Below are 18,472 nucleotides of genomic sequence, written 5' to 3'. Positions count from 1 at the left end.
CGCGTGGCGCCGACGCAGCACAACGGCACGTTGCCCGTCATCGCCGTCACAGGAATGGCGTTCGAGGCGCGCATCGCGCGCGGTCAGGGCGTCGAGGCCGTGTTCGCCGCGCGGGCCGACCGCCTCGAGCGCGCGCTGGCCGAGGCGACCGCGCGCGGTTGCGCGGGCATCGTGAGCTTCGGCACGGCAGGCGGGCTCGCGCCCGATCTCGCACCCGGCGCGCTCGTGATCGCGGACGCGATCGACGGGCCGTTCGGCCGCGTGCAGACCGATCCGGGCTGGAGCGCGCGGCTCGTCGCCGCGCTGCACGACACGCCGGTATGGGCACGCGTCACGCGCGGCACGATGGCGGCGGTCGGCGCGCCGGTCGTCAGCGAACAGGAAAAGACGTCGCTGCATCGCGCGAAGGGCGCGCTCGCCGTCGACATGGAATCGCATATCGCCGCGGCCTTCGCGGCGTCGCGCGGCGTACCGTTCGCGGTGTGCCGCGCGATCGTCGACCCGGCGTGGCGCACGCTGCCGCGCGCGGCGACGGCCGGCCTGCGCGACGACGGCAGCACGGCCATCCTGCCGATCCTGCGCGAACTGCTGAAGCAGCCGTCGCAGCTCGGCCCGCTGCTGCAGGTCGCGGGCGACGCGCGCGCGGCACGCACGACGCTGATCCAGGCGCGGCACGCATTCGAGCGTGCGGGCGCGATGCGGATCGTCTGAGCGGCGTTCGCCGCTTCTCCTCTCCCCCTTCCGTTCCCGTTTTCCTGACGCACAAAAAAAGCGCGCTGCGTGATGCAGCGCGCTTCGGCTTGTCGGCGGGTTCCGTGCCGCGTTACTGCGCGGCCGGTGCGCTCGCGGGCAGGGTCGGCATCGCTGGCGCGATCGGCGCGCCGTTGGAGGCCGGCGCCGTCGTCGCCCCGCTCGGCGCCGTCACGGGCGCAGCGGCCGAGGCCGCGGCAGGCGCGCTCGCGGGCATCGCGCCGTCCGCACCCGGATCGTCGTACTGCGGCAAGCCCGCCGCCCCGGCGCGTTGTTCGGCGCGCCGCCGACTCGCCCGGATCCTCGTAGTTCGGCAAGCCCGGCACGGCCGGCGTGGCCGCCGGCACCGCCCCCGCTTCACCCGGCTCCGTGTAGTTCGGCGGCGCGGCCGACGCCGACTGGCCGTGATACGTCAGCGACTTGCGCTGCTGCAGATACGCATCGCGGACGAACGAGTACGGATCGAGTGCCGCCTGCTTCAGCAGATCGGTCGCGCCGAGCAGATCCGAGCGCGCGCTGATGAATTGCGCGATGTACATCGGATTGCGCACGGCCGGCTCGATGTAGTTGAGCAGGTTGAAGCGGACGTCCACCGCGCGGCCGACGCCGTCGCGGATCGTGCTCGGCCCGAACACGGGCAGCACGAGGTACGGGCCGGACGGCATGCCCCAGCGCGCCATCGTCAGCCCGAAATCCTGGTGGTGCTTCGGCAGCCCGGCCGGCGTCGCGATGTCGATCAGGCCGGCGACGCCGAACACCGAGTTCATCGCCACGCGCATCAGGTCCTGCGTTGCATCGGTGATGCGCAGCTGCAACAGGTTGTTCGCCATGTTGCCGAGATCGCCGAGGTTCGAGAAGAAATTGCTGATCGCGGTACGCACGGGCGTCGGCGTGATCTTCTGGTAACCCTTCGCGATCGGCACGGCGATGTTCGTGTCGACCGTGTCGTTGAACTTGTACATCGCCCGGTTCATCGGCTCGAGCGGGTCGTTGGGGTTGCGGTTCGGGCCCGTCGCACAGCCGCTCAGCACTGCGCTGGCAGCGACGGTCGCCGCAATGATTCGCACCTTATTCATTGTTTCCTTGCAATTGGTTCTTGGCGCGTTTGACGCGCGGTTTGCCCATCAGGACGGGCTGAAACACCACGGCGCCGATCAGGGTGCAGGTCAACGCCAGCGCGAGCAGCTTGCCCATGCTCGACGTGCCCGGATGATGCGACAGCCAGAGGCTGCCGAAGGCGGTTGCGGTCGTCGCGGCGCTGAACAGCACCGCGTGCGTGAGGCTCGAATGCAGCAGGCCCGTCTGGCCCGCGCGCCACGCCATCACGAAGTACACCTTGAACGCGACGCCGACGCCGAGCATCAGCGGCAGCGCGATGATGTTCGCGAAGTTCAGCGACATGCCGAGCACGACGCACATCTCGAGCGTGACGAGCCCCGACACGAGCAGCGGCACCAGCGTGCGCAGCACGTCGCCGAAGCGGCGCAGCGTGATCCACAGCAGGATCGTGATCGAGAGGATCGACCACAGCGCCGCGTGCAGGAACGCGTTGATGATCGTGTCGGCCGAATGCAGGATCGAGATCGGCCCGCCGGTCGCGCCGGGTTCCGCCGCCTTCACCGTCTTCGCGAAGCGGCGCAGCATCGTGTCGTCGTTCGGATCGACGCCCTTCGGCACCTTCGGCGAAATCTGCACGAGCGCGTGGCCGTCCGGCGCGACCCAGTCGCGCACGATCTGCGGCGGCAGCGATTCGCGCGTGATGTCCTGCGGCTGCAACAGCGTCGCGAGCTGGTTGAGCGCGATGCGCAGCGTGTCGGAGAACGCGCGTTCGGCGCGGTCGCGCGCCGCGCTGTCGGCGGCGGCCAGCTTCGCGAGCGATGCCGACAGATGCTGCGCGGCGGCGGCACCCGGGCCCGGGTGATCTTCCGCCGCGTAGCCGAGCAGGTCCGACACGCGCTTGAGCGCGGCGACGCGCTGCGCATCGGTCGCGGCCGGCGCGGCCGGCTGCGTCAGCGCGGGCAGCAGCTCGCTCGCGGCCGCGGCGATCGCCGCGCGCTTGGCCGGCTGGTCGGCCGGCACGAAGGTCGTGAGCGTCGTCGTGCGGCCGACTTCCGGCAGCGCGTCGAGGCGCTTCGCGGCCGCGTCGGCCTCGGCGAGCGACGGCGCGAGCAGCGTGACGTCGTTGACGGCTGCTTCGGGCGAATCCTTCAGCGCGAGCAGCGTCGCCATCGATTCGCTGTTCGGATCCTTCAGGTGCAGCGGGTTGAAATCGAAGTGCAGGAACGCGAGCAGCGGCAGCGCGCCGATCACGACCGCGAGCGTGCCGATCAGGATCGGCTTGCGATGGCGATCGAGGAAGTCGTCGACGGGGGCGAGCCACGGAAAGCCCGGCGTCTTCGATTCGCCCGGCGGCGCGAACAGGCGCAGCAGCGCGGGCAGCAGCGTGAGCGTGGTCAGCAGCGCGACGAACATCCCGACGCCCGCGATCAGGCCGAGCTCGGACACGCCGCGATAGGCCGTGGGAATGAACGAGAAGAAGCTCGCCGCAACCGCCGCGGTGGCGAGCGCGAGCGGCATGCCCATCGAGTGCGCGGCGCCGACCAGCGCGTGATCGATGCGCGGATCGCGGAAGCGTTCCTCGCGGTACTTCACGCCGTACTGGATCGAGAAGTCGACGCCGAGGCCGACGAACAGCACCATGAACGCGACCGAGATCATGTTCAGCGAACCGACCATCGCGAGGCCGAGCGCGGCCGTCACGACGAGGCCGACGAACAGCGTGACGAGCACCGAGCCGATCATCCGCTTCGAGCGCAGCGCGAGCCAAAGGATCACGAGCACGGCGAGCAGCGTGAGCACGCCGTTGAGCGCGGCGCCGTCTTGCACCGACGCGAATTCGTCGTCGGCGAGCGGCTGTTCGCCGGTCAGGCGCACGACCGCGCCGTAGCGTTGCTCGATGCCGAGCGCTTTCGCCGTGTCGCGGATCACCCGGGTCGTTTCGGCACCGGCCTTCAGCGCGCCATAGTCGACGACCGGCTGCACCGTGACGAACGCGCGTGCCGGCTGGCGTGCGGCATCGCTGTCGACCAGCCCGCGCCACGAGAACGCGGCGGGCCTGCCGGCCAGCACGTCGTCGACCGCCGCGGCGCTGCGCGCGAGCAGCTTCGCCATCGCGGGCAGCTTCACCTGGCCGGTCAGGAGCGGCTGGCCGAGCGTGGTGGACAGCGTGGTCGCGAGCCCGGTCAGGCTCGGGTTCTTCGCGAGTTCGTTGACGAGCGGCCGCGCGCTCGCAAGCTGCGACGTCGTATCCGACACTTCCTGCGGCGACAGGAACAGCAGCCCGTTGTGCTCGAAGAACGGGCCGCCGCCGGGTTCGGCGACCTGGCCGATGCGGCCGGCGTCGGCCTGCTTGCGCAGGGCTTCGGTGAGCGTGTGCGCGGCGGCCGTCGCGAATTCGGGGGCCGGTGCCTCGACTACCGCGAGGATCGTGCCGTTGCGTTGCGGGAAGGCCTTGTCGACGGCCTGGCCGAGCGCGGCCCACTGCGGTTCCGCGTCGACGAGCTTGCTGATGTCCGTGTTGATCTTGAAGTGCTGCGCGACGTAGACGCCGCTGAAGACGGCGATGACGAGCGACAGCACGACGACCCAGACGGGGCGGCGTACCGACAATGCGACGAGTCGGACGATGAGAGAAGTCACCATGTGGCGGTGGGGAGGGGCTGGCAAGGACAAGGCAAAGAGTATACCGGCGCCACGTGACGTCGGTCGCCACGTTGGAGCGTAAAGGGGCGGGAAGGATATTTGCTGCGCCGGGAGGGAATCGCCGCGAATCGTCGGACGAATGGTCGGCGGAAATTGACATAATCGGCGCCGATCGCGCTGCGGCCGGCACCCTGTGACAAAAGGGGCTGAAAGGTAACAGTCGGTCACCGCGCGGCAGGCGGGCCGCCGGGCCGCTATACTTCGACCCACCGGCCGATGCGATCGATGCAATCCGCCGTCCGTTTTTTTTTACCGAGTGCGAATATCCGTATGAAACGTCATCTGTTTGCTTTCGTCGCGGCGGCCGCCGTGTCGGTTTCCGCTTTCGCGCAGAGCGCGCCGGTCGACATCGTCCGTAATGCGGTCGAAGGCACCGTCAACGCGATGAAGGCCGATCCGGGTGCGCGCGGCGGCGACATGGCAAAAGTCACGCAAGTCGTCGAGCAGCGCTTCCTGCCCGCGACGAACTTCGAGCGCACGACCCGCATCGCGGTCGGCGATGCCTGGAAGCAGGCGACGCCGCAACAGCAGCAGGAGCTGTACAAGCAGTTCAAGCTGCTGATGACGCGTACCTATGCCGCGTCGCTCGCGCAACTCGGCAACCAGGACGCGAAGTTCTCGTTCAAGGCCGGCGGCGCGTCGGGTGCCGATGCGCTGGTGCAGTCGACGGTCACGACGCCGGGCGACAGCCAGTCGGTCGGCTACCGGCTCGGCAAGGTCGGCAGCGACTGGAAGATCTACGACATCGACATGTCGGGTGCGTGGCTGATCCAGGTCTACCAAGGGCAGTTCAAGAGCCAGCTCGCGTCGGGCGGGATCGACGGCCTGATCGCGTATCTGCAGAAGCACAATTCGCGGACGAATTGAGCGTCGCTGCGCGCAGTCTGGATTTTGGATGAGTGAAAGGCGCCTCCGGGCGCCTTTTTCGTTCGTGGTCAGTCGAGCGGTCGAGCGGTGATTCCACTGCGCGATGCCGACTCGTCGAATCACATGCGAAGCGAGAAAAAACAGCATCGTAGGGCTAATCAATGTGACCGACGCGCACAGTGCCTTTTGCGGCGCCGCACGTCGCCGCCCTACCGCCGCCGATGCTCGACCGCGAACTTGATCAGCTCCGCCTGCCCTTCGATCTCGAGCTTGCGCTTCAGGTTGAGCCGATGCGTTTCCACCGTGCGGACCGACAGCCCCGTCTGCTGCGCGATCTGCTTGCTCGACAGCCCCTCGGCCAGCGCATCGAGGATGTCGCGCTCGCGCGGCGTCAACCGGTCGAGCGGCGACGCGGTCGCGCTTGCCTGGATCATCCGCGCGGCGAGCCCTTCGCTGAAGAACGTCTGCCCGGCCAGCACCGAGCCGATCGCGCGCACGATCTCGCTCGCGGGCGAATCCTTCAGCAGGTAGCCGCTCGCGCCGGCGCGCACGGCCTGCGTCACGTATTCGATGTTGTCGTGCATCGACAGCATGAGCACGCGAATCCCCGGAAAGCGCTCGTGGAACACGCCGGCGAGCGTGATGCCGTTCATCCCGTTCATGCCGACGTCCATCAGCGCGAGATCGGGCTCGAGCGACGCGGCGAGCGCAAGCGCCTCGTCCGCGTTGCCGGCTTCGCCGACCACCGACAGGTCGGCCGCCTCGAGCCGCATCCGCAGGCCGTCGCGCACCAGCGGATGATCGTCGACCAGCAGAAGGCGGGCAGCGGGCCGGGCGGTGTCGGGGGCGCTCATGGGCAAGGGTCTCCGGTTATGGGGATCGTGTTCAGGCGGCGCGCAGCGGCACGCGCGCGGCCACGACGGTGTGGCCGACCTGCGACGTGATCGTCAGCATGCCGCCCAGCGCGTCGAGCCGCTCGCGCATGTTGCGCAGCCCGATGCCGCGGCGCGCGTCGGTCTGCGTACGCTCGGCGTCGAAGCCGCAGCCGTTGTCGGCGATGGTCAGCGTGACGGCATGCGCGCCGACGTCGAGCGTGACGGCCGCGCGCGACGCCTGCGCATGATGCACGATGTTGCTGAGCGCCTCCTGCGCGATCCGGAACAGCGCCGTGTTGACCGGCGCGGGCAGCGGCCGCGCGCCGCTGTGCGCGACCTGCGTATAGCCGATGTCGATGCCGCTTTCCGCACCGAGCTCGCGCACGAGCTGTTCGAGCGCGGCGGCGAGGCCGAGATCGTCGAGCATCGCCGGGCGCAGCGCGTGCGAGATGCGGCGCACTTCGCGCAGCGTGTCGCCGAGCCGCCCGACGCCCGACGCGAGCGCCTGCTCGGCCTCGGGCATGCGCGCGGTGCCGCGCTCGAAGCGCGCGAGCGCGGATTCGAGCATCAGCTTCGCGGACACCATCATCTGGCTGATCCCGTCATGCAGCTCGCGCGACAGCCGCTCGCGCTCCTGCTCCTGCGATTCGACGACGCGCTGCGCGAGCTGCTTGAGCTTTGCGTCGGCGCTGCGCGACTCGCTGACGTTCAGCACCAGCGCACAGACGGCGATCGCCGCCGCGCCGGTCAGCGCGATCGCGGTGAGCCAGCTCATCGTGCGCTCGATGTTCGCGGACGCGCGCGCGTCGATGCGCTGCAGCGCGGTGTCGACGTCGTCGAGATAGATGCCGGTGCCGACCATCCAGCCCCAGCGTTCGAGCGCGACGACGTAGCCGAGCTTCGGCGCGGGCTTGCCCGTCGACGGCCGCTGCCACGTGTAGCGCACGTAGCCGCCGCCGTGCGACGCGGCGCCGATCAGCTGCTGGATCGTCAGCGCGCCCTGCGGGTCGCGCATCGACCAGTAGTTGTGGCCGACGCGCTCGGGCTCGCGCGGATGCATCAGCGCATTGCCGTGCAGGTCGTACACGAAGAAATAGCCGTCGGGGCCGAAATCCATCTTCTGCAGCATCGCGAGCGCCTGCGTGCGCAGCAGTCCGTCGTCGCGCGCATTGCGGCCGCTCGCGTCGTACAGCGGCATGATCGCGCTCGTCGCGAGTTCGACGTAATGCTTCAGCTCGACTTCCTTGCTCGACAGGTAGGCGGCCTGGATCGTCGCGTGCTGCGTGCGCGCGAGCGACGTCGCCTGCTGGCGCACGCCGAAGCCGATGCCGGCGATCGCGAGCAGGAACGGCACGATGGCCAGAAGGAAAATCTTTGCCTTGAGTCTCATGGTGGTGTGAAGCGGGCGCGGGCCGGCGGGCGCGCGTGTCGCGCGGCGCCGGCGAGCCGACATTGTCGGCGATTTCGCCCGCGGCCGGCGCTGCGGCGGCCGGGCGCCAGCCGTGGCTCAGGCGCGCCGCAGCGTGCGCTCGCGGACGGGCCGTCTGCACGACGACCTGGTTGCGCCCGCCTTCCTTCGCGCGATACAGCGCGTCGTCGGCGAGCTTCAGTGCGGCCTGGATGCTGTCGTCGAGTTCCGGATAGCAGGTCGTCACGCCGATGCTCGCGGTCAGGCGGTCCGACGCATCCGTGTCGTGCAGGATGCCGAGATCGAGGATGGCGGTGCGGATCGATTCGGCGATCGTCACGGCGCCGGGCGTGTCGACGTCCGGCAGCACCACGACGAACTCCTCGCCGCCGTAGCGCGCTGCATAGTCGGCCGGGCGGCGCAGGCATCCGGCGATGCAGCGGCCGACCGCTGCGAGCGCATCGTCGCCGGCCTGGTGGCCTTGCGTGTCGTTGTAGCGCTTGAAGTGATCGACGTCGACGAACAGCAGCGACAGCGCGTGCTGCGAGCGCGCCGCGCGGCGCCATTCGCGCGCGAGCGTGACGTCGAGCATCCGGCGGTTGTCGAGGCCCGTGAGGCCGTCGGTGCGCGCGAGCGCTTCCAGCTCGGTTTCCGCGCGGTGACGCTTGCGCAGCTGGATGTCGAGCAGCATCGACAGGCCGACGAAGCCGAGCGCGAGCAAGGCCATCGCCGAGCCGATCGGGATCGCGCGGTCGTACCAGGCGGCGTAGGTGTCCGCCTCCGAGCGCGCGACCATGATGATCAGCGGCAGGTGGTCGAGGTGCCGGAACACGTACAGGCGCCGCACGCCGTCGATCGACGCGGTATCGGCGAAGCTCCCTTCGTTGGCGGTCATGAACCGGCGGAACGTGCTGGCCTTGCTGATGTTGCGGCCGACGATCGCCGGATCGTAAGGCTGGCGCGCGAGCATCAGGCCCTTCGTATTGATCAGCGCCATCGACCCGCGATCGCCGAGCGAGAGGCGCGAGAACAGGTCCTGGAAATATTCGAGCCGGATCGACATCACGGCGACGCCGCCGAACGACCCGTCGGGCCGCGTGATCCGCCGGCTGAGCGCGATGCTCGGCGAGCCGCCGCGCAAGCGCGAGCGGTACGGGTCGCTGACGTACAGGCCGACGTCCGGGTTGTCGCGGTGCACCGTGAAGAACGATTCGTTGCCGAAGTTGGCCTTGCGCGGCACGTCGCTCTTGCCGTCGACCGCGATGTCGCCGTTCGAGTCGAGCACGTAGATGCCGCCGAGATACTTGGCCGTCGTCGCGCGATCGAACAGCACCTGGCGGCGCAGCGGCATCGGCAGCGCGAGGACCGCGGGATCGTTCTCGCCTTCGACGACCGCCTGCAGCGACAGCGCATAGAACTCGATGTTGCGCTCGATGTCCCACGACGCCATCAGCGCGATGTTCTGCTGGGTGGTGCGCGCGCGATCGCGTGCGTCGATCCGGCCTTCGTACAGCAGGATGCCGCACAGCAACAACAGGATCAGTGCGATCAGCAGCCCTGAATAGAAGATCAGGTGCGGCAGCAGGAACCGGCGCAATTGGGCGGCGACGCGGCTTGTCAGGCCGGATTCGCTGGGCATTGCGTAGTCGGTTTCTGCCATGGTCCGTGGATCGATGGGCATCGTCGCCGGGGCGGCGGGCCGATGCGATTGTTCGTATGATTTGCCGGCGATGATCCGGAATGCACCCCCCGGTGCGCATTCCGCCCGACCGATCTGGAACATGGTGCCGACGATCTGCGATGGCGGCCGGATAAGCCGCTGCATCACCTGCTCACCGGCAAGAGTTGCCGCGATTCGACGATCCGACGAATCGGGCGGCGCGGATTGGTCCGAGTATAACGCGCGCATTCGTGCACGCGGAAAATGTTGCGGACCGTTGATCCGGATCAAATTATCGCCCTGGCAGAGACTTGCCAGTCGCGTGGGGAACGTTGCAGCGCAAGGCTTTGCGCCAGGAGGGGGCGGCGCGCGTTCCGTGGTTGCCGATTTACCTGCTTTAACGGCAGGCGCACGCGGAACCTGAAGTCGTGCGATTTGGGTCGATTATCCGTTTCTGCGTTTGCATGAATTCGCATATGAAAACGGGCAGCCGTAATGGCTGCCCGCTTCGTGAAAACCGCATGCGGGAAAGCCCGCATGCGAAGGCTTACGCGCCGTGCTGTTGCGCCTTGTACGCGAGCCGGAACCGATGCAGCAGCGGCTCGGTATAACCGCTCGGCTGCGACGTGCCCTGCAGCGCCAGTGCGCATGCGGCCTTGAACGCGGTCGACTGGTCGTAGCCGGGCGCCATCGGGCGATAGTTCGGGTCGCCGGCGTTCTGCTGGTCGACGACGCGCGCCATCCGCTTGAACACGTCGAGCACGAAGGCCTCGGTGATCACGCCGTGGCGCAGCCAGTTCGCGATGTGCTGGCTCGAGATGCGCAGCGTCGCGCGGTCTTCCATCAGGCCGACGTCGTGGATGTCCGGCACCTTCGAGCAGCCGACACCCTGTTCGACCCAGCGCACGACGTAGCCGAGAATGCCCTGCGCGTTGTTCTCGACCTCGCTCAGGATTTCGCTCTCGCTCCACGCGGCGCGCTCGACGACCGGCACGGTCAGCAGCCCTTCGAGCAGCGTGTCGCGTTCGCTTGCGTACGTCGTCTTCTCGAGTTCCTGCTGGATGGCCTGCACGTCGACGAGGTGGTAGTGCAGCGCGTGCAGCGTCGCGGCGGTCGGCGACGGCACCCACGCGGTGTTCGCGCCGGCGCGCGGATGCGCGATCTTCTGCTCGAGCATCGCGTGCATCAGGTCCGGCATCGCCCACATGCCCTTGCCGATCTGCGCGCGGCCGCGCAGGCCGGCCGACAGGCCCGCGAGCACGTTGTTGCGCTCGTACGCCTGGATCCACGCCGACGACTTCATGTCGCCCTTGCGGATCATCGGGCCCGCTTCCATCGCGGTGTGCATCTCGTCGCCGGTGCGGTCGAGGAAGCCGGTGTTGATGAACGCGACGCGCGCGGCCGCCGCCGCGATACAGGCGGCGAGGTTCACGCTGGTGCGGCGCTCCTCGTCCATGATGCCCATCTTCAGCGTGTTGCGCGGCAGGCCGTACAGATCCTCGATGCGCGCGAACAGCGTGTCGGCGAACGCGACTTCGACCGGGCCGTGCATCTTCGGCTTCACGATGTAGATCGAGCCGGTGCGCGAGTTGCGCTTGGCCTTCAGGTCGTGCAGCGCGCACAGCGTCGTGACGACACCGTCGAGGATGCCTTCCGGAATCTCGTTGCCGTCGCGGTCCAGCACCGCGCCGTTGGTCATCAGGTGGCCGACGTTGCGCACGAACAGCAGCGAGCGGCCGTGCAGCACCAGCGTGCCGCCGGCCGGCGTGGTGTACTCGCGATCGGCGTTCAGGCGGCGCGTGAAGGTCTTGCCGCCCTTCGCGACCTCCTCGACCAGCGTGCCCTGCATCAGGCCGAGCCAGTTGCGGTAGAGCTGGACCTTGTCGTCGGCGTCGACCGCCGCGACCGAATCCTCGCAGTCGATGATCGTGCTGACCGCGGCTTCGAGCACGACGTCCTTCACGTTCGCGAGATCGGCGCGGCCGATGGGGGTCGACGCGTCGATCTGGATCTCGAGGTGCAGGCCGTTGTGCTTCAGCAGGATCGCGGACGGCGCGCCGGCCGCGCCCTGGTAGCCGACGAACTGCGCCGGCTGCGCGAGGTGCACGACGCCCTTGCCGGTTTCGACGGCGAGCTGGCCGTCTTCCACGCGATAGCGCAGCGCGTCGCGGTGCGAGCCGCTCGCGAGCGGCGCCGCGTTGTCGAGCACGCCGCGCGCGTAGTCGATCACGCGCTGGCCGCGCGTCGGGTTGTATGCCGTGGTGCGCTCGGCGCCGCCGTCTTCCGGCAGCGCATCGGTGCCGTACAGCGCGTCGTACAGGCTGCCCCAGCGTGCGTTCGCGGCGTTCAGCGCATAGCGCGCGTTCGACAGCGGCACGACGAGCTGCGGGCCGGCCTGCGTCGCGATCTCGCTGTCGACGTTCGCGGTGGCTGCCGCGACGTTCGACGGGACCGGCACGAGGTAGCCGATCTCTTCGAGAAATGCGCGAAACGCGGCGTGGTCGCGCACCGGGCCGGGGTGCGCGCGATGCCACGTGTCGAGTTCCTGCTGCAGGCGGTCGCGTTCCGCGAGCAGCTCGCGGTTGCGCGGCGCGAGGTCGTGTACCAGGGCCGAGAAACCGCTCCAGAACGCGGCCTTGTCGATACCGGTGCCCGGCAGTGCTTCGTTTTCAATGAACTGGCTCAGCGCTGGCGCGACTTGCAGTCCTGCATGGTCGATCATCGTGATTCCTCCCGGGGAAAAAATTCGCGCGCGGCTTGGCTGACTCATGTCGCGACGCTTTGTACGCCGGCGCGGGCGATCAGCGCGTCCTGCTCGGACTTTACGCCAGACACGCCGATCGCGCCCGCAATCCGGCCGTCGAACGCTACCGGCACGCCGCCTTCGAGCAAGCCCGTCAGCGGCACGCTGAGAAACGCGGTGCGGCCACCGTTGATCATATCCTCATACGCTTTCGTCTCGCGCCGGCCGAGCGCCGCCGCGCGCGCCTTGTCCTGCGCGATGACGGCGCTGGCCGGCGATGCGCCGTCCAGGCGCGCGAACGCGAGCAGGTGGCCGCCGTCGTCGACGATGGCGATCGATACGGCCCAGCCGTGCCGTGCGGCTTCCACGCGGGCGGCCGCGAGCATGCGTTCGGCGTCGGCGAGCTGGAGTTCGGGTTTGGTTTGCATCATGTTCCTCCGGAATCAGCGGTCGGTGGAATCAGTCGACCCGTCGGTCGTCGACGAGCTCGATCCAGTGGCGCACGCGCGTGCGGCCTGCGCCGTTCAGGTGAGTCTGGCAGCCGACGTTGGCCGTGACAATCAGGTCCGGCCGCGCGGCTTCGAGCGCGTCGAGCTTGTTGTCGCGCAGCCTGGCCGCGAGTTCGGGCTGCGTCAGCGCGTAGGTGCCGGCCGAGCCGCAGCAGAGATGGCCGTCGGCGACATTCGTCAGATCGAAGCCGAGCCGCGTCAGGATGCTTTCCACCGCGCCGCCGAGCCGCTGCGCGTGCTGCAGCGTGCACGGGCAGTGGACCGCGACGCGGCGTCGCGTCGATTCGGCCAGCGCGTCGAGCGGCTCGGCCGCGATCACTTCCGCGAGGTCGCGCGCCAGTGCGCTGACGCGCCGCGCCTTGTCCGCAGAGACGGGGTCGGAGCGCAGCAGGTCGCCGTATTCCTTCACGAACGCGCCGCAGCCGCTCGCCGTCAGCACGATCGCCTCCGCGCCGGCTTCGATCGCAGGCCACCACGCGTCGATGTTGCGGCGCGCGCGCGCGAGCCCGGCATCCTGCGCGTTCAGGTGATATTCGGTCGCGCCGCAGCAGCCGGCTTCGCGCGCGGGCGTCACGCTGATGCCGAGGCGGTCGAGCACGCGCGCGGCGGCCGCGTTCGTGTTCGGCGACAGCGAAGGCTGCACGCAGCCTTCCAGCATCAGCACGCGCCGCGCATGGCGTACCGGCGGGCGCGGCGTGGCGGCGGGCACGGCGGCCGGAATCTTGTCCTGCAGCGTGCCGGGCAGCAGCGGGCGCAACGCGCGGCCGGCCTTCAGCAGCGCGGCGAAGGTTGCCGGCCGCGGCACCACGTGACGCAGGCCCGCGCGCAGCAGGCGCTCGCGCGCAGGCCGCCGCGCGCGCTTCTCGGCTTCCGCGCGGCCGATGTCGAGCAGCGTGTGATAGCGCACGCCGGACGGGCAGGTCGTCTCGCAGTTGCGGCAGGTCAGGCAGCGGTCGAGATGCTGCTGCGTGCGCTCGCCGCACGGCTCGCCTTCGAGCATTTGCTTGATCAGGTAGATGCGTCCGCGCGGCCCGTCGAGCTCGTTGCCGAGCACTTGATAGGTCGGGCAGGTCGCATTGCAGAAGCCGCAGTGCACGCACGCGCGCAGGATCGCTTCCGCTTCGTCGGCCCGGTCGAGGGCCTTGCTGGCTTCGCTGAGATTGGTTTGCATATCGGCGGTTCGAAGTCGGGTTGGCGTCAGACGTTCGCGTACAGGCGGCCGGGATTGAAGATCGCATGCGGATCGAGCTGCGCCTTCAGCTGTCGATGCACGCGCAGCAGCGCGGGCGGCAGCGGATGGAACGGTTCGGGCGTCGTGCCGGGCGTGAAGCAGGTCGCGTGGCCGCCCCACTGCGCGGCGAAGTGCTGCACGTCGGCCGGCGCGGCGTCGCTTTTCAGCCAGCGCTGCGCGCCGCCCCAGTCGACGAGCAGCGCGCCGGGCAGCGCATCGAGCGGCGCGGCCGCCGGCACCGATACGCGCCACAGCGCGCGCGGATCGTCGAAGAACGGCAGCGACAGGTCGCGCAGCCGCGCCCAGAACCCGTCGTCGCGATCGTCCATCCGCTCGCCGCCGATCGTGTCGCGCGCGGCCTTCACCGAGCCCTCGCCGCCTTCGAGCCGCACGCGCAGCACGCCGTCCGCGTGGCAGGCACCCGCGAGCGGCAGCCCCGCGCGACGCCATGCCGCGACGCGTTGCACGGCTTCGGCGGCAGCGAGCGTCAGCGCGAGATCGCCGGTCGCACGCGGCTTCGGCAGCACCTTCAGCGATACCTCCGTCACGACGCCGAGACAGCCGAAACTGCCCGCGAGCAGCCGCGACACGTCGTAGCCCGCGACGTTCTTCATCACCTCGCCGCCGAAGCGCAGGTGTTTCGCATGGCCGGTGATCACGCGACAGCCGAGCACGAAGTCGCGCACCGCGCCGGCCCACGGGCGGCGCGGCCCCGACAGCGCCGCCGCGAACATGCCGCCGAGCGTTGCCGTGCCGCCGAACGTGGGCGGCTCGCACGGCAGCATCTGGCCGGCCGCGTCGAGCATCGCTTCCAGTTCGGCGAGCGGCGTGCCCGCGCGTGCGGTGATGACGAGTTCGGTCGGGTCGTACGCGACGATGCCGCGGTGCGTGCGCACGTCGAGCGTGCGGCCTTCGACCGCGCGGCCGACGAACGCCTTCGTGCCCGCGCCGCGGATGTGCAGCGGCTGGCGCGCGTGGATTGCGGCGTCGACCTGCGCGACGAGCGCCGCGCTGTCGTCGATCGATTCGGGTTCGCGTTCGCGTCGCATCAGAAGCGCTCCAGTTCGGGAAACGGCAGCTTGCCGTGATGGACGTGCATCGCGCCGAACTCGGCGCAGCGGTGCAGCGTCGGGATGTTCTTGCCGGGGTTGAGCAGGCGCTGCGGATCGAACGCGGCCTTCACCGCGTGGAAGAACGTGATTTCGTCGGCGTTGAACTGCACGCACATCTGGTTGATCTTCTCGCGCCCGACACCGTGTTCGCCGGTGATGCTGCCGCCTGCCGCGACGCACAGTTCGAGGATCTTGCCGCCGAGCGCTTCCGCGCGGTCGAGCTCGCCGGAACGGTTCGCGTCGAACAGGATCAGCGGATGCATGTTGCCGTCGCCCGCATGGAACACGTTCGCGACCGGCAGCGCGTATTGCGCGGACAGCGCGGCGATCCCTTCGAGCACGCGCGGCAGCTCGCGGCGCGGGATCGTGCCGTCCATGCAGTAGTAGTCGGGCGACATGCGGCCGACCGCCGGGAACGCGTTCTTGCGGCCGGCCCAGAAGCGTTGCCGCTCCGCTTCGTCGCGCGCGACGCGGATCTCCGACGCGCCCGCGTCGCGCAGCAGCGCGGCCACGCGTTCGGCGTCTTCGTCGACATCGGTTGCGGCGCCGTCGAGTTCGCACAGCAGGATCGCCTGCGCGTCGACCGGGTAGCCGGCGTGGATGAAGTCCTCGGCCGCGCGGATCGCGAGGTTGTCCATCATCTCGAGCCCGCCGGGGATCACGCCCGCGCCGATGATCCGCGCGACCGCCGCGCCGGCTTCGGCCACGTCGTCGAAGCTCGCCATCAGCACCTTCACGCTCGACGGTTTCGGCAGCAGCTTCACCGTCACCTCGGTGACGATGCCGAGCATCCCCTCGGAGCCGGTAAACAGCGCGAGCAGGTCGAAGCCGGGCGCGTCGAGCGCATCGGCGCCGAGCGTCAGCGTGTCGCCGTCGATCGTCAGGATCTCGACCTTCAGGATGTTGTGCACCGTCAGCCCGTATTTCAGGCAGTGCACGCCGCCCGCGTTTTCGGCGACGTTGCCGCCGATCGAGCAGGCGATCTGCGACGACGGGTCGGGCGCGTAGTAGAGGCCGTAGGGTGCCGCGGCCTGCGAGATCGCGAGGTTGCGCACGCCCGGCTGCACGCGCGCGATGCCGGCGTCGGCGTCGATTTCCAGGATCCGGTTGAACTTCGACATCACGAGCAGGATGCCTTTTTCGAGCGGCATCGCGCCGCCCGACAGCCCGGTGCCGGCGCCGCGCGCGACGACCGGCACGCCGTGCGCGGCCGCGACGCGCAGCACCGCACGCACCTGCTCGACCGTGTCGGGCAGCACGACCGCAAGCGGCACCGTGCGGTACGCGGCGAGGCCGTCGCATTCGAACGGCTTCAGCGCCTCGCGCTCGTGCAGCACGTCGAGGCCGGGCGCCGCCGCGTCGAGCGCGGCGACGAGCGTGTCGCGGTCGACGGTCGCCAGCGGGCCGTCGATCCGTTCGTCGTAGATGAAACTCATCGTGTGTCTCCGTCTCCACCATCTTCATCGTGCAGGCGTCCGCGGGACGCGCGGCACGCCGATGGACGGCATTCTTGGCGGGCGGCGGGGGCGTGTCCAGATGCCGCCGACGTGGTCATACCAGTTTTTGTTCGAGTGCCTTTGAGGGGCAGCTGGATGTGACGTAAAACGCAATCAGCACAAGGGTTTGTGCGAAAATCGGCGAGGTCCGTCCGAAGTGGTCATACCAGTATGGAAATGCAGAATCGACAAGCGCCGGCGCGCAATGTCGCCGATGTCGTCGCCGAGCGGATCGAGCAGCTGATCGTCGACGGCGTGTTGAAGGCCGGGCAGGCGCTGCCGTCCGAACGTCGGCTGACCGAGAAGCTCGGCGTGTCGCGCACGGCCGTGCGCGAAGGGATGAAGCTGCTGCGCGCGCGCGGGATCATCGACACGACGCACGGCAAGGGCTCGTTCGTCGCGAGCCTGACCCCGCAGCGCGAAGTCTCGCCGATGATGCATCTGCTCGGCTCGCAGCCGCGCACGCTGTACGACCTGTTCGAGGTGCGCGGCATGCTCGAGACCGAAGCCGCGCGGCTCGCCGCGCTGCGCGGCACACCCGCCGACTTCATCCTGATCAAGCGCCGCTACGAGGAGATGACGGCGGCCGATGCGCAGGATCTCGATCCGGCCGCGCGCGCGAAGCTCGACCATGCGTTCCATCTCGCGATCTGCGAGGCGTCGCACAATCCGGTGCTCGTCAACACGCTGCAGTCGCTGACCGACCTGCTGCTCAGCTCCGTGTTCGCGTCGGTGAACAACCTCTATCACCGCGAGCCGCTGAAGAAGCAGATCGACCGCCAGCACGCGCGGCTCTACAACGCGGTGACGGGGCGGTTGCCCGACCAGGCCCGCAAGGCGGCGAGCGAGCATATCCGGCAGTGCGTCGAGTATCTGCGCGAGATCGAAGAGGAGGAGCAGCGGCTCGTGCGCTCGACGTTGCGGCTCGAAGGGTGGACTTGAGTCACTCGAACCAGCGTGGCCGATGACGTCAGGACGTGTGTCAAGCATGTTAAGTTGACGGTGCGGCCTATTCGATGCGTGGCCCGACACGACCTGTTTAGCCGCTGCGCGACATGCGCTCAGGCGGTTGAATCGGGCGAAATTGGGGTGTAGTTCGTACCCGAAACGCGCAAAAAAGCCCGCCGAAGCGGGCAATCCTCTCGATGAAGAGGGGGAGATGCGAATCCGCGAGCAGACAGCCGCGATCAGCGCTCAGCGTCGGCTCAACCTTTCGTCGCCCCAAACGTGAGTCCCGCGACGAAATGCTTCTGCATCGCGAAGAACATCGCGACCGACGGCAACGCTGCGAGAATCGACCCGGCCGAAACAAGGTTCCAGGAAGTCGTCCATTGCCCCTTCAGCGCCGCCACACCCGCGGTAATCGGCGCGGCCTCGTCACCTTGCGTGAGACACAGCGCCCAGAAGTAATCGTTCCACACGAACGTAAACACGAGAATCGCGAGCGCGGCCAGCGCCGGCCGGATCAACGGCAACACGATCCGCCAGAACACCGTCCACTCTCCCGCGCCTTCGATCCGCGCCGCCTCGATCAGCTCGAACGGCAACTGCTTGATGAAATTGCGCAGAAACAGCGTACAGAACCCCGTCTGAAACGCGACGTGAAAGAGAATCAGCGCCTCGACCGTATTGAACACCCCGAGCCTGAGCGACAGGTCGCGAACCGGAATCATCAGCACCTGCACCGGCACGAAATTCCCCGCGACGAAGGTCCCGAACAGCGCGGCATTCCCGCGAAACCGGTAAGTCGCCAGCGCGAATCCGGCCATCGCCGCGAGCGCGATCGACCCGAGCACCGACGGCACCGTGATCTGCACGCTGTTCCAGAAGTAATGCAGCATCGGCGACGTGGTTAGCGCGTCGCGATAGTTCTCGATCATCGAGAAGTGCCGCGGCCAGCCCCAGTAGTGACCTTCGACCAGCTCCTCGGTCGAGCGCACCGACGTGACGAACACCGCGATCATCGGCAGCAGCCAGATCACGAGCGCGACGGGCAGCGACAGCTTGTACAGCCGGCGCGATACCGGCTTCCAGTGGGCAACGGGTGTCGGAAACATGA

Annotated in this window: 12 protein-coding genes and 2 pseudogenes; 3 read left to right on the top strand and 11 right to left on the bottom strand. The window is 68.8% G+C overall.

The window, feature by feature from the left end; all coding sequences use genetic code 11:
* Positions 1-3 precede the first annotated feature (3 nt).
* Positions 4-711 carry a phosphorylase gene (locus PL79_RS01825; protein ID WP_082088758.1) on the top strand — a complete coding sequence of 236 codons (708 nt, stop codon included), beginning with the start codon at positions 4-6 and terminating at the stop codon, positions 709-711.
* Positions 712-823: 112 nt separating this feature from the next.
* Here the strand turns inward: PL79_RS01825 and PL79_RS01820 are convergent.
* Positions 824-1,826: pseudogene (locus PL79_RS01820) on the bottom strand (MlaA family lipoprotein).
* The gene (locus PL79_RS01815; RefSeq protein ID WP_044848869.1) at positions 1,819-4,452 is read right to left on the bottom strand and encodes an MMPL family transporter; all 2,634 of its coding nucleotides are present in this window, start codon (positions 4,450-4,452) and stop codon (positions 1,819-1,821) included. The pseudogene PL79_RS01820 and the gene PL79_RS01815 overlap by 8 nt, the downstream one beginning before the upstream one ends.
* A 330-nt stretch (positions 4,453-4,782) precedes the next feature.
* On the opposite strand from PL79_RS01815, the gene PL79_RS01810 reads away from it, so the two are divergent.
* Positions 4,783-5,379 carry an MlaC/ttg2D family ABC transporter substrate-binding protein gene (locus PL79_RS01810; protein WP_044848870.1) on the top strand — a complete coding sequence of 199 codons (597 nt, stop codon included), beginning with the start codon at positions 4,783-4,785 and terminating at the stop codon, positions 5,377-5,379.
* Between the two features lie 209 nt (positions 5,380-5,588).
* Here PL79_RS01810 and PL79_RS01805 read toward each other — a convergent pair whose 3' ends face one another.
* From PL79_RS01805 to glcD, 8 genes and pseudogenes are all read right to left on the bottom strand, one after another.
* Positions 5,589-6,233: a response regulator gene (locus tag PL79_RS01805; protein ID WP_044848871.1), complete on the bottom strand. Its 645-nt coding sequence runs from the start codon at positions 6,231-6,233 to the stop codon at positions 5,589-5,591.
* A gap of 31 nt (positions 6,234-6,264) precedes the next feature.
* Positions 6,265-7,644, bottom strand: coding sequence for a cache domain-containing protein (locus tag PL79_RS01800; RefSeq protein WP_044848872.1), 1,380 nt, complete (start codon positions 7,642-7,644; stop codon positions 6,265-6,267).
* A 148-nt stretch (positions 7,645-7,792) separates the two neighbouring features.
* A pseudogene (locus PL79_RS01795) lies at positions 7,793-9,322 on the bottom strand (sensor domain-containing diguanylate cyclase); the annotation flags it as partial.
* Between the two features lie 547 nt (positions 9,323-9,869).
* Positions 9,870-12,044, bottom strand: coding sequence for a malate synthase G (locus PL79_RS01790; RefSeq protein WP_044848874.1), 2,175 nt, complete (start codon positions 12,042-12,044; stop codon positions 9,870-9,872).
* 44 nt (positions 12,045-12,088) lie between these two features.
* On the bottom strand, positions 12,089-12,493 hold the full coding sequence (locus PL79_RS01785) for a GlcG/HbpS family heme-binding protein (RefSeq protein WP_044848880.1): 405 nt from the start codon (positions 12,491-12,493) through the stop codon (positions 12,089-12,091).
* A gap of 31 nt (positions 12,494-12,524) precedes the next feature.
* A complete protein-coding gene (gene glcF, locus PL79_RS01780) occupies positions 12,525-13,745 on the bottom strand; it encodes a glycolate oxidase subunit GlcF (RefSeq protein WP_044848875.1) in 1,221 nt (406 codons plus the stop codon).
* Between the two features lie 26 nt (positions 13,746-13,771).
* Positions 13,772-14,854, bottom strand: coding sequence for a glycolate oxidase subunit GlcE (glcE, locus tag PL79_RS01775; protein WP_044848876.1), 1,083 nt, complete (start codon positions 14,852-14,854; stop codon positions 13,772-13,774).
* Positions 14,854-16,353: a glycolate oxidase subunit GlcD gene (gene glcD / locus PL79_RS01770; protein WP_044848877.1), complete on the bottom strand. Its 1,500-nt coding sequence runs from the start codon at positions 16,351-16,353 to the stop codon at positions 14,854-14,856. The genes glcE and glcD overlap by 1 nt, the downstream gene beginning before the upstream one ends.
* A gap of 231 nt (positions 16,354-16,584) precedes the next feature.
* Between glcD and glcC the strand changes: the two genes are divergently transcribed.
* Positions 16,585-17,355 carry a transcriptional regulator GlcC gene (gene glcC, locus PL79_RS01765; protein WP_044848878.1) on the top strand — a complete coding sequence of 257 codons (771 nt, stop codon included), beginning with the start codon at positions 16,585-16,587 and terminating at the stop codon, positions 17,353-17,355.
* Between the two features lie 263 nt (positions 17,356-17,618).
* Here the strand turns inward: glcC and PL79_RS01760 are convergent, their stop codons facing one another.
* Positions 17,619-18,470, bottom strand: coding sequence for a carbohydrate ABC transporter permease (locus PL79_RS01760; protein ID WP_039318652.1), 852 nt, complete (start codon positions 18,468-18,470; stop codon positions 17,619-17,621).
* Positions 18,471-18,472: the final 2 nt, after the last annotated feature.

Origin of the sequence: Burkholderia sp. USMB20 (genome assembly GCF_000949135.2) — a bacterium.
GTDB lineage: Bacteria > Pseudomonadota > Gammaproteobacteria > Burkholderiales > Burkholderiaceae > Burkholderia.
This window is presented reverse-complemented; position numbering and strand designations above follow the sequence as displayed.

Excerpts from the sequence above, each read along its gene's own strand:
- PL79_RS01785 (WP_044848880.1), bottom strand. The coding sequence starts at position 12,493 with ATGCAAACCAAACCCGAACTCCAGCTCGCCGACGCCGAACGCATGCTC.
- PL79_RS01815 (WP_044848869.1), bottom strand. The coding sequence starts at position 4,452 with ATGGTGACTTCTCTCATCGTCCGACTCGTCGCATTGTCGGTACGCCGC.
- glcE (WP_044848876.1), bottom strand. The coding sequence starts at position 14,854 with ATGCGACGCGAACGCGAACCCGAATCGATCGACGACAGCGCGGCGCTC.
- PL79_RS01790 (WP_044848874.1), bottom strand. The coding sequence starts at position 12,044 with ATGATCGACCATGCAGGACTGCAAGTCGCGCCAGCGCTGAGCCAGTTC.
- PL79_RS01760 (WP_039318652.1), bottom strand. The coding sequence starts at position 18,470 with ATGTTTCCGACACCCGTTGCCCACTGGAAGCCGGTATCGCGCCGGCTG.
- PL79_RS01805 (WP_044848871.1), bottom strand. The coding sequence starts at position 6,233 with ATGAGCGCCCCCGACACCGCCCGGCCCGCTGCCCGCCTTCTGCTGGTC.
- PL79_RS01800 (WP_044848872.1), bottom strand. The coding sequence starts at position 7,644 with ATGAGACTCAAGGCAAAGATTTTCCTTCTGGCCATCGTGCCGTTCCTG.
- glcF (WP_044848875.1), bottom strand. The coding sequence starts at position 13,745 with ATGCAAACCAATCTCAGCGAAGCCAGCAAGGCCCTCGACCGGGCCGAC.
- glcD (WP_044848877.1), bottom strand. The coding sequence starts at position 16,353 with ATGAGTTTCATCTACGACGAACGGATCGACGGCCCGCTGGCGACCGTC.
- PL79_RS01810 (WP_044848870.1), top strand. The coding sequence starts at position 4,783 with ATGAAACGTCATCTGTTTGCTTTCGTCGCGGCGGCCGCCGTGTCGGTT.
- glcC (WP_044848878.1), top strand. The coding sequence starts at position 16,585 with ATGGAAATGCAGAATCGACAAGCGCCGGCGCGCAATGTCGCCGATGTC.